The organism is Pseudomonas sp. LBUM1649, from assembly GCF_059716155.1.
The window spans coordinates 755127-767467 of the sequence record NZ_CP166807.1; the positions used below are offsets into that span (position 1 = coordinate 755127).

Annotated in this window: 14 protein-coding genes and 1 pseudogene; 9 read left to right on the forward strand and 6 right to left on the reverse strand. The window is 58.5% G+C overall.

The window, feature by feature from the left end; translation table 11 throughout:
- Positions 1-122: 122 nt before the first annotated feature.
- The 4 genes from mdaB (at position 123) to ACA058_RS03345 (ending at position 3380) form a co-directional block, all read left to right on the forward strand.
- Positions 123-713, forward strand: a complete 591-nt coding sequence (gene mdaB / locus ACA058_RS03330) for an NADPH:quinone oxidoreductase MdaB (RefSeq protein WP_497637833.1) — start codon at positions 123-125, stop codon at positions 711-713.
- Between the two features lie 244 nt (positions 714-957).
- Complete coding sequence (locus ACA058_RS03335) at positions 958-1869, forward strand: LysR family transcriptional regulator (RefSeq protein WP_497637834.1); 912 nt, start codon at positions 958-960, stop codon at positions 1867-1869.
- Positions 1870-1972: 103 nt separating this feature from the next.
- On the forward strand, positions 1973-2866 hold the full coding sequence (locus ACA058_RS03340) for an NAD-dependent epimerase/dehydratase family protein (RefSeq protein WP_497637835.1): 894 nt from the start codon (positions 1973-1975) through the stop codon (positions 2864-2866).
- 136 nt (positions 2867-3002) lie between these two features.
- Positions 3003-3380 (forward strand): Fic/DOC family protein, encoded by a 378-nt coding sequence (locus tag ACA058_RS03345; protein ID WP_497637836.1) that lies wholly within the window; start codon positions 3003-3005, stop codon positions 3378-3380.
- Between the two features lie 31 nt (positions 3381-3411).
- Here ACA058_RS03345 and ACA058_RS03350 read toward each other — a convergent pair whose 3' ends face one another.
- Positions 3412-3573: a hypothetical protein gene (locus ACA058_RS03350; RefSeq protein ID WP_497637837.1), complete on the reverse strand. Its 162-nt coding sequence runs from the start codon at positions 3571-3573 to the stop codon at positions 3412-3414.
- Between the two features lie 135 nt (positions 3574-3708).
- Between ACA058_RS03350 and ACA058_RS03355 the strand changes: the two genes are divergently transcribed.
- The 3 genes from ACA058_RS03355 (at position 3709) to ACA058_RS03365 (ending at position 6043) form a co-directional block, all read left to right on the forward strand.
- On the forward strand, positions 3709-5154 hold the full coding sequence (locus ACA058_RS03355; protein ID WP_497637839.1) for a SulP family inorganic anion transporter: 1446 nt from the start codon (positions 3709-3711) through the stop codon (positions 5152-5154).
- A gap of 227 nt (positions 5155-5381) precedes the next feature.
- On the forward strand, positions 5382-5627 hold the full coding sequence (locus ACA058_RS03360; RefSeq protein WP_497637840.1) for a FitA-like ribbon-helix-helix domain-containing protein: 246 nt from the start codon (positions 5382-5384) through the stop codon (positions 5625-5627).
- The gene (locus ACA058_RS03365; RefSeq protein ID WP_497637841.1) at positions 5624-6043 is read left to right on the forward strand and encodes a type II toxin-antitoxin system VapC family toxin; all 420 of its coding nucleotides are present in this window, start codon (positions 5624-5626) and stop codon (positions 6041-6043) included. Before ACA058_RS03360 ends, ACA058_RS03365 begins: the two co-directional genes overlap by 4 nt.
- Positions 6044-6403: 360 nt before the next feature.
- On the opposite strand, the gene ACA058_RS03370 is transcribed toward ACA058_RS03365, so the two are convergent.
- From ACA058_RS03370 to ACA058_RS03380, 3 genes and pseudogenes are all read right to left on the reverse strand, one after another.
- Complete coding sequence (locus ACA058_RS03370; RefSeq protein WP_497637842.1) at positions 6404-6916, reverse strand: PBECR2 nuclease fold domain-containing protein; 513 nt, start codon at positions 6914-6916, stop codon at positions 6404-6406.
- Between the two features lie 213 nt (positions 6917-7129).
- Positions 7130-7993, reverse strand: a complete 864-nt coding sequence (locus ACA058_RS03375) for a methyl-accepting chemotaxis protein (RefSeq protein ID WP_497639854.1) — start codon at positions 7991-7993, stop codon at positions 7130-7132.
- Positions 7988-9259: pseudogene (locus ACA058_RS03380) on the reverse strand (methyl-accepting chemotaxis protein); the annotation flags it as partial. The pseudogene ACA058_RS03380 and the gene ACA058_RS03375, both read right to left, overlap by 6 nt.
- 50 nt (positions 9260-9309) lie before the next feature.
- On the opposite strand from ACA058_RS03380, the gene pmrG reads away from it, so the two are divergent.
- Both pmrG and ACA058_RS03390 read left to right on the forward strand, forming a co-directional pair.
- A complete protein-coding gene (pmrG, locus tag ACA058_RS03385; protein WP_497637844.1) occupies positions 9310-9981 on the forward strand; it encodes a lipopolysaccharide core heptose(II)-phosphate phosphatase PmrG in 672 nt (223 codons plus the stop codon).
- A 26-nt stretch (positions 9982-10007) separates the two neighbouring features.
- Positions 10008-10892, forward strand: a complete 885-nt coding sequence (locus ACA058_RS03390; RefSeq protein ID WP_497637845.1) for a phosphatase PAP2 family protein — start codon at positions 10008-10010, stop codon at positions 10890-10892.
- Here ACA058_RS03390 and ACA058_RS03395 read toward each other — a convergent pair.
- Both ACA058_RS03395 and ACA058_RS03400 read right to left on the reverse strand, forming a co-directional pair.
- Complete coding sequence (locus tag ACA058_RS03395) at positions 10834-11100, reverse strand: DUF6124 family protein (RefSeq protein ID WP_497637846.1); 267 nt, start codon at positions 11098-11100, stop codon at positions 10834-10836. The genes ACA058_RS03390 and ACA058_RS03395 overlap by 59 nt on opposite strands.
- A gap of 466 nt (positions 11101-11566) precedes the next feature.
- A complete protein-coding gene (locus ACA058_RS03400) occupies positions 11567-12211 on the reverse strand; it encodes a hypothetical protein (protein WP_497637847.1) in 645 nt (214 codons plus the stop codon).
- Positions 12212-12341: the final 130 nt, after the last annotated feature.

Here is a 12341-nt window from a genome sequence, read left to right on the forward strand (position 1 = left end):
AACAATTGCCTGTTGATTCGTGCGTGTGGGTCAAATGAATTTTGCGAAACGGACGCTTACTCCGCGCGAGGCAGATCGTTAGTCTGCCGCCATCCAATTGCTGACCCTTCCCGAGACCTCTCATGAAAAAAGTCCTGTTGCTCAATGGCGGAAAAAAATTCGCCCACTCCGATGGCCGCTACAACACCACCCTGCATGAAGCTGCGCTGAGCGTGCTGGATCGCGGCGGTGTGGATGTCAAAGCCACCTTCATCGACGAGGGTTACGACGTCGCTGAAGAGGTCGCCAAATTCCTCTGGGCCGACGTGATCATCTATCAGATGCCCGGCTGGTGGATGGGCGCGCCATGGACCGTGAAGAAGTACATTGACGAAGTCTTCACCGAAGGTCACGGCAGCCTCTACGCCAGCGACGGTCGCACCCGTTCCGACGCCTCGCAGAAGTACGGCAGTGGCGGCCTGATTCAGGGCAAGCAATACATGCTGTCGCTGACCTGGAACGCGCCGCAGCAAGCCTTCGACGACCCGACCGACTTCTTCGAAGCCAAAGGCGTGGACGCGGTGTACTTCCCGTTCCACAAGGCCAACGAATTCCTCGGCATGACCGGTTTGCCGACCTTCCTCTGCGTGGACGTGATGAAACGCCCGAACATCGAGGCCGATGTGGCGCGTTATGAGCAGCATCTGAATAAGGTGTTTGGCCTTAAAGCTTGACGCTCGGCTACTATCGAAAGCAGCACATGTGGCGGGAGCTTTTGTGGCGAGGGGATTTATCCCCGTTCGGCGGCGAAGCCGTCGTAAATTCGGTAACCGCAATTCATATGAAATACCGCGTTTAACGGATTTGGGTCCGCTTCGCGCGCCAACGGGGCGGTGCGACGTTTCGCTAAATCCCCTCGCCACATTGGTCCTCTTCATCAGGGTTGAATTGCGCAGGGCTATCGATAAAGGAACACACGTGAAAGCCAGATCCGATGAACTGCAGATTTTCGTCTGCGTGATCGAGTGCGGGTCGATTTCCGCGGCCGCCGAGCAGGTCGGGCAGACGCCGTCGGCGGTCAGCCGCACGCTGTCGCGGCTGGAGGCCAAGCTCGATACCACGTTGATCAACCGCACCACACGGCGCATGGACCTGACCGAGGAGGGCAAGTATTTCTTCGAGCACGCCAAGCTGATTCTCGATCAGATGGATCAACTCGAAGAGCGCTTGTCTTCGCGTCAGCAAACGCCGTCCGGGCGTTTGCGTATCAACGCCGCGTCGCCGTTCATGCTGCACGCCATCGTGCCCTACATCGATGAGTTCCGCCGGCTTTATCCGGATATCCAACTCGAACTCAACAGCAACGACCTGATCATCGACCTGCTTGAGCAAAGCACCGACATTGCCATCCGCATCGGCACACTCGCCGACTCGACCCTGCACGCCCGCTCCCTGGGTTGCAGTCCGTTGCACATCGTCGCCAGCCCGGCGTACCTGGAAAAACACGGCACGCCGACAGCCGTCGCCGACCTGGCCGAACACACCCTGCTGGGATTCACCCAGAACGAAGGCCTCAACCAATGGCCGCTGCGCTACGTGCATGGCGATCGCTGGCCGATCCAGGCGTCACTCAGCGCTTCCAGCGGTGAAACCATCCGCCATCTGGCGCTGGAAGGCCAGGGCATCGCCAGCCTGTCGCATTACATGACCATCGAGGACATTCGTGCCGGACGGTTGAAGGTGTTGCTGGCCGAGTTTAACAGCGGCTATCGCCAGCCGATCAACGCGGTGTACTACCGCAACTCGCAACTGGCCTTGCGCATTCAGTGCTTCCTCGACTTCATCCAGGGCAAATTGGCGGTTTACGCTTCCACGGATTTCAGCGGCTGATTCGTGATTCCTGCGCAAGAGTGAATTGGGTCCGCGGGGATTTTTCGCCAGGGATCGCTGCTTGATACTCGTTGCATCACTTATCAACGCAGGGAGTTTCTCCATGAACGTATTCGTTACCGGTGCTGCCGGTTTTATCGGCGGCTCCATCGCCACCGGTCTGATCAAGGCCGGTCACAAGGTTACCGGTCTGGTGCGCAACGCCGAACAAGCGGATGAGCTCAAAGCGCTGGGCATCACTCCAGTGACCGGCACGCTGGATGACAGCGCGCTGTTGGCCGAACAGGCTCGGGCTGCCAACGCCGTGATCAACGCCGCCAGCAGTGACCATCGCGGTGCGGTGCAAGCCCTGCTTGATGCCCTGCGCGGCTCCAACAAAGTATTCCTCCACACCAGCGGTTCGAGCATCGTCGGCGATGCATCGGGCGGTCAGTCCAGCGACGTTATCTACGTCGAGGATAATTTGCCGGAGCCCACCGTGGACAAGGCCGCACGCGTGGCCATCGATAACCTGATCCTCGCCGCTGCCAAGGATGGCGTGAACTCGGCAGTGATCTGCAACACGCTGATCTACGGCCACAGCCTGGGCGTCAATCGCGACAGCGTGCAGTTACCGCGCTTGCTGAAACAGGCGCGTAAAAGCGGCGTGGTCCGTCATGTCGGGACCGGGCAGAACATCTGGTCCAACGTGCACATCGAAGACGTGGTGTCGCTGTATCTGCTGGCGCTGACCAGGAACATCCCGGGCACGTTCTACTTCGTCGAAAGCGGTGAGGCGTCGTTCATCGACATGACCACGGCGATCGCCGAGGCGTTGAATCTGGGCAAGCCGCAAGACTGGCCGCTGAAGGATGCCGAAGCCGAGTGGGGTTATGAAATGGCCAACTATGGCCTGGGGTCCAACAGCCGGGTTCGCGGCAAGCATGCGCGGGAATTGCTGGGCTGGGCGCCGAAGCGTACGTCGGTGTTGGAGTGGATTCGTCACGAGATGGTTTGAGTTCGCTGTACACCGAGTTGCTGCCTTCGCGAGCAGGCTCGCTCCCACATTAGACCGCGCACGTCTGGACAGTGCGGTCAACTGTGGGAGCGAGCCTGCTCGCGAAGGCGTTTCTGAAGCCGCAGTAGCTCCGTGGGTGGGACGCTCGGTCAATATGGGCAAGGGCGGTTTCTTCTTCGCGGCAGCGCCGCAAATTCCCCGGCTGCTCAGCGACTTCGATAATGACTGTCTTGCCAAATTCACGCCTTGCAGCACCAGCAGTACTGACGAAACGTTGATCGAGGCAATTGCGGTGACGCATGTGGAGTTCATCCTGATCCACCCATTTCGTGAAGGTAACGGGCGTCTGTCACGATTGCTCGCAGATGTGATGGCAGTGCAGGCGGGTCGTATGTCTCTGGATTACAGCATTTGGGAGGAGAACAAGGACGCTTACTTTGCGGCAATCAATCAAGGGCTCAATTGCAATTATGAGCCGATGAAGCATTGGGTTCGGTTAGCCCTGCCGGAATAAGCAATCAGCTACATCGGTTCGTCTAGCGGCGCTATTGAGCAAGATTGAGATGCAGGAACTTGCTGTTTTTGCTTTTGAGTTTGCGTTCTATCACTTCGACACTCTGTCCCGTTTCGATGGCGGTAGAGCTGGCAATGGTGCGAATCACCGTCTCGGCGTTCAATTTTTTGTCATTGCGGCGTGCAGTTGTCATTGACGTGGCCCATTCGCAGAGCAAGCGTCGAGTATAGCGCAGCGATGGCTTCAATGACCCACTCGCTGGCCGGGTCACCCGCAATTACGTAACATCCTCACACTCTTTCTTGCTACTCCCTGCATGCGGTCCCCCATGAAACCAAAACATCTGCGCGCCGACGCCCTCGCTGGCCTCACGACGTCTTTCGCCCTATTGCCCGAATGCATCGCCTTCGCGCTGGTGGCTCATCTCAATCCGCTGATGGGGTTGTATGGTGCTTTCATCATTTGCACCCTGACCGCGCTGTTCGGTGGTCGGCCGGGCATGGTGTCCGGTGCTGCCGGGTCGATGGCGGTGGTGATCGTCGCGCTGGTGGTGCAGCACGGTGTGCAGTACTTGCTGGCGACGGTGCTGCTGGGCGGGTTGATCATGTCGGCGTTCGGACTGCTGCGGCTGGGCAAGCTGGTGCGCATGGTTCCACACCCGGTGATGCTCGGGTTCGTCAACGGCCTGGCGATCATCATTGCCCTGGCTCAACTGGAGCATTTCAAGAGTGGTGAGACCTGGCTGAGCGGTACGCCGTTGTACTTCATGATCGGGTTGGTGGCGGTGACGATGGCCATTGTCTATGTGCTGCCGCGTCTGACCCGCGCGGTGCCGCCAGCGTTGGTGGCGATTCTGGGGGTGGGGCTGGCAGTTTTTCTGCTTGGCCTGCCAACCCGCACCCTGGGCGACATGGCGCATATCGCTGGCGGCTTGCCGACGTTTGCCTTGCCGGACATTCCCTGGAGCCTGGAAACCCTGCGCATCATTGCGCCTTACGCGATCTTGATGGCGATGGTCGGCCTGCTGGAGACGTTGCTGACCCTGAACCTCACCGACGAATTCACCGAGAGCCGCGGCTACCCCGATCGCGAGTGCGTGGCGTTGGGCGCGGCCAATGTGGTATCCGGTCTGTTCGGCGGCATGGGCGGTTGCGCGATGATCGGCCAGACCGTGATCAACTTGAGCTCCGGGGGCCGCGGCCGGCTGTCCGGTGTGGTGGCTGGGGTATCAATTCTGCTGTTCATCCTGTTCCTGTCGCCGCTGATCGAACGTATTCCGTTGGCGGCGTTGGTGGGTGTGATGTTTGTGGTCTCGCAGCAGACCTTCGCCTGGGCTTCGCTGCGGGTGATCAACAAAGTTCCGCTGAACGATGTGCTGGTGATAATCGCGGTGACGGTGATTACGGTGTTTACCGACCTGGCCACTGCGGTGTTGTGCGGCATCATCATTGCGGCGCTGAACTTCGCTTGGCAGCAGGCTCGGCAGTTGTATGCCGACAGTCACCTGGAAAACGACGGCAGCAAGCTCTACCGCGTGCATGGCACCTTGTTTTTTGCCTCGACCACACCGTTTCTCAACCAGTTCGACCCGGCCAACGACCCTGCGCAAGTGACCCTCGATTGTCACCACCTGAGCTTCGTCGACTACTCGGCCATTGCCGCGCTGGACACCCTGCGCGAGCGCTACACCAAGGCCGGCAAGCACTTGCGGGTGCTGGGCCTGTCCGAGCGCTGCAAGAAACTGCTCAAGCGTGCCCGGGTGCATCACGACTGAGATCACCTGCGCAGGCGTGATGAAAATCCGCCTACCTGATTGCATCGATGGCCAGGCGAGCGGGCGCAGAGAAGGGCGGTTTCTGGCGCGGGAAGGGGATTTGCGTACAGGGTTCCTGTGACGTTGGTGTTTACAAATGTGTGAGGCCGTTCGGCAACTAGGTGAGTTTTAACTGGAGATGATGTGCTAGCCTGCAATCAATGATTTCATTGATTGCAGGTAGCGTCATGGCCAGTATCACAATTAGAAATCTCGACGATCAGATTAAGGAGCAGTTACGAATTGCGGCTGCTCACAACGGGCATTCCATGGAAGAGGAAGCTCGCCTTATCCTGGGTAGAGCATTGGCTACCGTCGATCGTGCGGGAGGGCTCGGCAGTAGAATCCGCAACAGGTTTGGTGCGTGCGGTGGAGTTGACCTTGATCTGCCTGCACGGCAGGAGAAAGCATCCGCGGTGGATTTCTCCGAATGATAGTGCTCGATACCAATGTTCTTTCGGAGTTTATGCGGGTTGAACCTGACGCTCAGGTTCTGGCTTGGGTGGATGCACAACCTGCCATGGAGCTGGCAATTGCTGCCATTACCGTGGCGGAAATTCTCCATGGCATCGCCCGTCTCCCATCCGGCAAGCGCAAACAAAAGCTGGAAGCCCATGCGATGGCGATGTTTGAAGAGGACTTCGCCGCCAGGATATTGCCTTTTGATGTGCATGCCGCAGTTGAGTACGCGACGCTGGTGGCGGGATGTGAAGCCAATGGGCGGGCTGTGTCGATGGCTGATGCGCAGATTGCCGCCGTCTGCAGAATCCACGGAGCACCAATTGTCACCCGCAATGTTCGTGATTTCGAATTTTCCGGGCTGGAGGTGATCAATCCGTGGCAAACCTGAGTGCCTTCATTGCCAGTTAGATCGCCATCGCGAGCCTGCTCGCGAACGGATTTTTCATTCACAGCGAAGTTTCTGGGTGGGGGGAGCGCTGGGGCTCAGATGGGGGGCGCGGTCGATGGATGCAACCGGCCCATTGTCTTAATGAATGCTAGGCGGTTGCTCTTTTTTGTTAGGTCGATAATAATGGCTGTGAGCGCGAAACCAGTTGCCTCCAGCGGCAAAAACTGGCGTAGGAACCCCGTCGATGGCTGGACATCAGCGTAGGGTGAGACCTCCACACCCCTGCTTGAGGGTGTGTATATGAATATCAAGCAATACTTTTAAGGGCAGTTCGAAAGAACTGCCCTTTTTCTTTGGCTGTCAGAAAGCCTCATAACGTTTATGCAGCAGCTCCCCGTGACGATGCTTGTTCAGCGACTTGGCATCGGTTTGCATGAAGTTCCAAAGCATCAGACCGTCCTTTATTGAAACCACCACCAACATCTGTCTTTTGGCCTCATACGCTCCGATGTAGGCCAGGCGGTATGAGTCATCGTCATAGGCGACCTTCCAGACTTCCAGCGGTCCACTCAGCGTATCCAGTGCAATCTTGACGTAGCGCTCACGTGCATCAGGACGTTTTTCTACGATGTGATAGATGCTGCCCCTATGGATTGTCACCAGTCCCAGAGGGGTAACGACATCAATTGAAATGACGGCAGGATCGATGAATCCCACGTGTTGTGCCACCAGCTCAATCGCGGACTCATGATCAGTTGCTGCATCAATTTCTTCAATCGCGGCCGAACGCAACTCACGCTCAAGGCTACGTAGATCCGGCAATCCATGCTCAACCCACGTAGGTTGATTTTTCTTTTCTCTTATCGGCGGCATTCAAAGCGTCCATAAATGCCCGGCATCCTCCAGACAGGTGGGCATTTTACCCTAATATTTCTTCAAGGTTTTTCCATCCCCTGCCCCGTCGTTAAGCTGAGCCTTATCGCTGAAGAGTGTGGACATTTTGTGGTCGTTAAACTGGAGGAGGCCAGCAATTAGTCGTGTAAAAATCGCTGAAGCCTTTCATTTAAAAGGGCTTCAGCGTGCCATCTACACCCTGAAATGACTCACCATCATCTGCAACTGATTCCCCAGCCGCGCCAGTTCAACGCTGGACGCAGCCGTCTCATCGCTGGCCGCAGCGGTCTGTTCCGACACGTCGCGTACGTTGATGATGCTGCGGCTGATCTCTTCGGCCACCGCGCTTTGCTGCTCGGCAGCGGCCGCGATCTGCTGGTTCATCGACTGGATGTTGGACACCGTGCGGGTGATGTTTTCCAGTGAGGCACCGGCCTTGCGGGTCAGGGCCACGCTGCTGTCGGTCAGGGTGCGGCTGTTGTTCATCACGGACGCCACTTGCTGGGTGCCGTTCTGCAGGGCGGCCACCAGGCCTTCGATTTCCTCGGTGGATTTCTGCGTGCGTTGGGCCAGGCCCCGCACTTCGTCGGCCACCACGGCAAAACCGCGTCCGGCTTCACCGGCGCGTGCCGCTTCAATAGCGGCGTTGAGCGCCAGCAGGTTGGTCTGTTCGGCCACGGCCTTGATCACGTCCATGACGCTGCCGATCTTGTCGCTTTCCTGTTGCAGCAGGCCCATGGCTTCGGTGGAGCGCGCCACCTCGCTGGCCAGGCGTTCGATCTGGGTGATGGCTTCACCGACCACTTTGTCCCCTTCGCGTGCTTCACCATCCGCTGCGGCGGCGGCCTGGGAGGCCTGCTCGGCATTGCGCGCGACTTCCTGCACGGTGGCGGTCATCTCGTGCATGGCGGTGGCGACCTGGTCGGTCTCGACTTTCTGACTGTTGACCCCGGCGCTGGTCTGCTCGGTCACGGCCGATAGTTCTTCGGCCGCGCTGGCGATCTGGGTGACGCCGTCGCGGATACCGCTGATTAGGTCGCGCAGGGTCACGCCCATGCGCGCAATGCCTTGTTGCAACACACCCAGCTCATCGCGGCGTGTCACCTTGACGTCCTGGGACAGGTCGCCGCTGGCGATGCGATCGACCACGGCCAGGGTCTCGCGCAAGGGACCTGTGATCTGCCGGGTAATGATGACGGCGGCAATAATGCCCACCAACAAAGCCAGCAGGGTGCTGATCAGTTGCAGGGTGCGCGCCTGGGCGATTTCAGCGTCACGACGGTCGAGCTGGATCTGATACAGCTGCTCGCTCAGGCTCACGATGGCCGCGCCCTGGTCGGTCATTTCCTTGCGCACCTGCACGGCATCGCTGTTCGCGGCTTTGTAAGCCTGCAAGGCGCTGCGGTAGTTGCTCAGCGCGGTCTCCAGTTGACGCAGGGCCTCGGGCTGGATGTCGGTGAGATGCACATCGAGCTGTTTCAGGCTGGCAATGGCGGCGTCCAGTTGGGCGACGGCTTTTTGCTCGGTCTCGGCATTGGTGGTCGCGGTGTAGCCGCGCACTTCGTAGCGGGCCAGCAAGAACGCTTGCTTGGCGGCGGTGATGGCCTGGAACTGTTCGAAACGCTGATCACTCGGTGGCAGTTGTTGCACGCGGCTGTTCAGATCGTTGATCAGCGTGTTGGCCGTTTCGGCGTTGGCGCCCATGACGTCGCGTGCGCTGTTGCCGGTGCGGTAGGCGCCACGCATCTTGGCCAGGGACGTCTTGTAGGCGTCGATGACGGTGCCTTGCTCTTTGAGCAGCTTGAGGTTTTCCGGGTTCTTGAACTTCGCCAGCAATGCTTGTTGCTGATCGGAAAAGGCCTGCAGCGTGGTCTGTACATTCTGCGCGGTGGCTTCGTCGCCGTTGGTCAGCATGTACTGCAGGCGCATCACGCGCAGCTTGGTCAGGCCGGCGTTGAGCTGGGTGATGTCGTTCATCCAGTTGCTGCGGTCAATCAAACTGCCCAGGCTGGTCCAGCCGGTCAGGGCGAGGACGCAGGTCAGGGCCAGGACCAGGCCGAAGCCCAGGCCCAGTTTCAGGTTCACGCTGATGTTGCCGAACCAGCTATTCATCAAAATTCCTCCAGGAACGTGTGTTTCTTGATCGTCGGTTGGCTGGAAGATTGTTGTTCTTAGGCGCCAGCAAGGTGGGTAGCAGGTCTGTATCGGCAGCAATTGCGAGAGCTGAAAGGATTTTGTCGGGCGGATTCTGTAACAAGCTTTTTGCCGCCGGCTTAAGCTTTTTTTCACATCGGTTTCACTGGCTGCCGACGCCCTCCACATTACCCTCGCGGCATCAAATGAAGGGCGGCATGCCGGCGAGGCGGCTTGATGTGGAACTGAGACTGAGTCTGTTCGGAATAAACCGCTCGATCGACCTGAGCCGTTTTGCCCGTTATCGCAATGCGCTCGTGGTGCTGGGCTCGGCGCTGCTGGCACTGCCCTTGACGGTATTGCTGTTAAAGCCCGCCGCCGTGCCGGACCTGGCCCATGGCAACGTGGAGGGCGCGCGGGCGCTATTGGCGGGTTGGGCCAAGGGCGACATGATCGTGCTGGTGCGCCATGTCGAGCGTTGCGATCACTCCACTGCGCCCTGCCTGAGTGGCAACGATGGCATTACTGATCGCTCGCGCAGCATTGCGGCGGCCGTCGGTGCGCAGTTTGAGCAACTGGGGCTGGGGCGGGCCGACATCTACAACAGCCCGATGCTGCGTACGGCACAGACGAGCGGGTACATGTTCAACAAGGTCGGCGTCGGCGACGACTGGCTGATCAACTGTAAAGGCACGATGTTGCGCGACGCCCTGGCGCACAAGGTTGCCGGGCGCAACCTGATTCTGGTGACCCACAGCGAATGCATGGCGCAACTGCAAAAGGATCTCAAATTGCCAACCTCGACCCTTGGCTACGGCGCCGCGCTTTTTGTCACCGCCCAAGCGCTGCAAGCGCCACGCATACTCGGTTTCATCGAAGCCTCGGACTGGCACTCGGTGACCACCCAATGAATTCACTCTCTGAATCAGGACGCACGATGCTGACGGCTTTTCGCTCGCGTTTTTATTGGCTGAACTTCGGTATTCCACTGGCCTGCGCGGTCGTGGTGTTCCTGATGTTCGACCTGACCCGGATCGACATCGCCTTCAACGATCTTTTTTATGACCCGGTGACGAAGACGTTCCCGTTGGACCATGTGCACCTGTTCGAAAAAATCACCCATAAATGGGCGCGGATCATCCCGAACTGGACCGGCGAGATCGCCATCATCGGTGCCTTGCTGTCGTTTCTCTGGCCGCGTTTGAAGGCGGAAAAACACGCGAAAATCATCGGCTTTCTGGAAAAGATCAAAGTCGCGCCGGTACTGCGCTTTGCCAGCAAACATCGTCGGGATTTCCTCTACGTGGTGTTTGCGTTCTCCATCAGCACCGGCGTCATTCACTACCTAAAGGGCCATACCAGTGTGTATTGCCCGATCGAGACGACCCAGTACGGCGGGAAAATCGAGCACAAGGAGTGGTACCAGAATTTCGATCTGCTCAAGGTTGCGGGGGACGGTCGCTGCTGGCCGGGCGGGCATGCCTCCGGTGGTTTCACCATGCTCGCGTTGTACTTTGTTGCACGCCGTTACCGCTGGCGCCATGCCAAGGCGCTCATGTATGGCTCGCTGGCCTTGGGGTTCGTCTATGGCACGACGCGGGTGGTGCAGGGCTGGCACTACATGTCCCACACCTTCTGGGCCGGGATCTTCGTGTGGCTGGCGTGTTTGCTGACGGCGCTGGCGTTTTACGGGCGAGCGCGGTTGGAGATGCCGGTCCTGCGTAAGGCTGAGGAACCGGCATTGGTGGCTCAACCCGCCCGACTCACTCCTGCGGATCGACAATATCCAGCGCCCGGTTCACAGCCAGCTCCGCCAGCATGACGACCTGCGCAATCCCCAGCGCGGTGTTGCGCTGGGGGCCGGTGAGGTAAGTCGTGAAATCATTGAGCATGACGCTGGCTGAAGCCAATGATTCGCAAGCGTGGGCGAGGAGGCTTTCGGATTTGATGTCGGGGAGGATCGTGAAAAAGGGGCTGGGGCGATAGGGTTTGGTGGTTTCGAAGGGGGGATCGGGGGTTAACTTACCCAAGATGATTGACCTCTTGCGTGGGTGCCATTACTTGCCGTTCTCACACAGCAAAGAGGTGGCAGCTATGTGCGAGGTGAGAATCCGGTCATAGCCACCCGGTCAGACAAAAGTCTGCCCGCACACAGCCGCCATTACGCATTTACAGGCAGCGGATAAGCTGTCGGCAATTATGCGGATACTGGCAGTGCATGGCTATTATTTACCGGGTTCTCACACCCGATCACTGAGTGGTCAGTGACAACAAAAGATTAATAAGCCCCCTTCCGACCGACAACCTGAAAGACCTGTGGGATTTTTCCCTGCGATTTGCTCTGGGGTAGGACATTTCGCAAGACAAAAAAAAGCCCGCGGGAGGGCGGGCAAACTGTAGTTTCTTGAATGAGCGAGGCAAATGTACAGCTTGTTGCCTGAACGCGGGGTGAAGAAACGTTCATGTGTTGCCCGGGGGACGAAACCGGAAAATGGCTCAATACTCCGTCACCTTCTGTCTGCGCAAAATCCACCCAGCTTCCCCAGGCATCAACCGGTACTGAATCTCGCGCATTTTCCCGGTCCGGCCCGCCGAGGCGTCCGCACTGTCATACAGCGCAAACCGCTGCACCAATGTGTTTTCCACCACGGCAAACTCGTCCTCGCCGCGATACCCCTCGGCTAGCTTCGGGTCTTCGCTGACCGGTGGCAGATAGATCGCACTGAGGGATTTTTTTTGGTTGGCGGCGTAGGCGACGAGTTCGCCGGGCAATCCGCGCCCGGGTGACCTGACGAAGACGTAAATCTCCGGTGAGCCATCCCGATCAAGGTCTCCGACCTCCGCCCGGGCGATGTCGCCAGCCAGCGGGTGAGTCATGGCTGAATTATCTATTTCCAGCCCTTGGGGAGCGATGCGCATTGCCCGGCTGCCATCGACCGACTCATCCGTCACATGAAAGACAATGCCCTGCAGTTCCAGCGTCTGGTCGAAAGAACGGCTGCCATTGCCGGCATCGAAGGCGCCGAGGTTCAACGAGAGGCTGTAGTTCGCCACCTCGTTGCGCCGAGGGGCGACTTCGCTGGCGGCGTGTGCCGGCAGGCAAACCATCGCCACCAGCAGGGCTAGAATCCGGATATTCATGTTCTGTTTCCTGAATGCATCTGTTCAGTGGAGGGTTGAGCCTCAAGCGAAATCAACAGCATAGATCCGGCTCGCCAGCTCGCACTGCTCACGATCTGCCAGTGACCTATTCTTTTGATTCTGGCCAGCA

Coding starts and splice junctions, on each gene's coding strand:
- ACA058_RS03360 (WP_497637840.1), top strand. CDS start 5,382: ATGGCCAGTATCACAATTAGAAATCTCGACGATCAGATTAAGGAGCAG.
- ACA058_RS03400 (WP_497637847.1), bottom strand. CDS start 12,211: ATGAATATCCGGATTCTAGCCCTGCTGGTGGCGATGGTTTGCCTGCCG.
- ACA058_RS03375 (WP_497639854.1), bottom strand. CDS start 7,993: ATGGGCGTGACCCTGCGCGACCTAATCAGCGGTATCCGCGACGGCGTC.
- ACA058_RS03390 (WP_497637845.1), top strand. CDS start 10,008: ATGCTGACGGCTTTTCGCTCGCGTTTTTATTGGCTGAACTTCGGTATT.
- ACA058_RS03340 (WP_497637835.1), top strand. CDS start 1,973: ATGAACGTATTCGTTACCGGTGCTGCCGGTTTTATCGGCGGCTCCATC.
- mdaB (WP_497637833.1), top strand. CDS start 123: ATGAAAAAAGTCCTGTTGCTCAATGGCGGAAAAAAATTCGCCCACTCC.
- ACA058_RS03355 (WP_497637839.1), top strand. CDS start 3,709: ATGAAACCAAAACATCTGCGCGCCGACGCCCTCGCTGGCCTCACGACG.
- ACA058_RS03350 (WP_497637837.1), bottom strand. CDS start 3,573: ATGACAACTGCACGCCGCAATGACAAAAAATTGAACGCCGAGACGGTG.
- ACA058_RS03370 (WP_497637842.1), bottom strand. CDS start 6,916: ATGCCGCCGATAAGAGAAAAGAAAAATCAACCTACGTGGGTTGAGCAT.
- ACA058_RS03365 (WP_497637841.1), top strand. CDS start 5,624: ATGATAGTGCTCGATACCAATGTTCTTTCGGAGTTTATGCGGGTTGAA.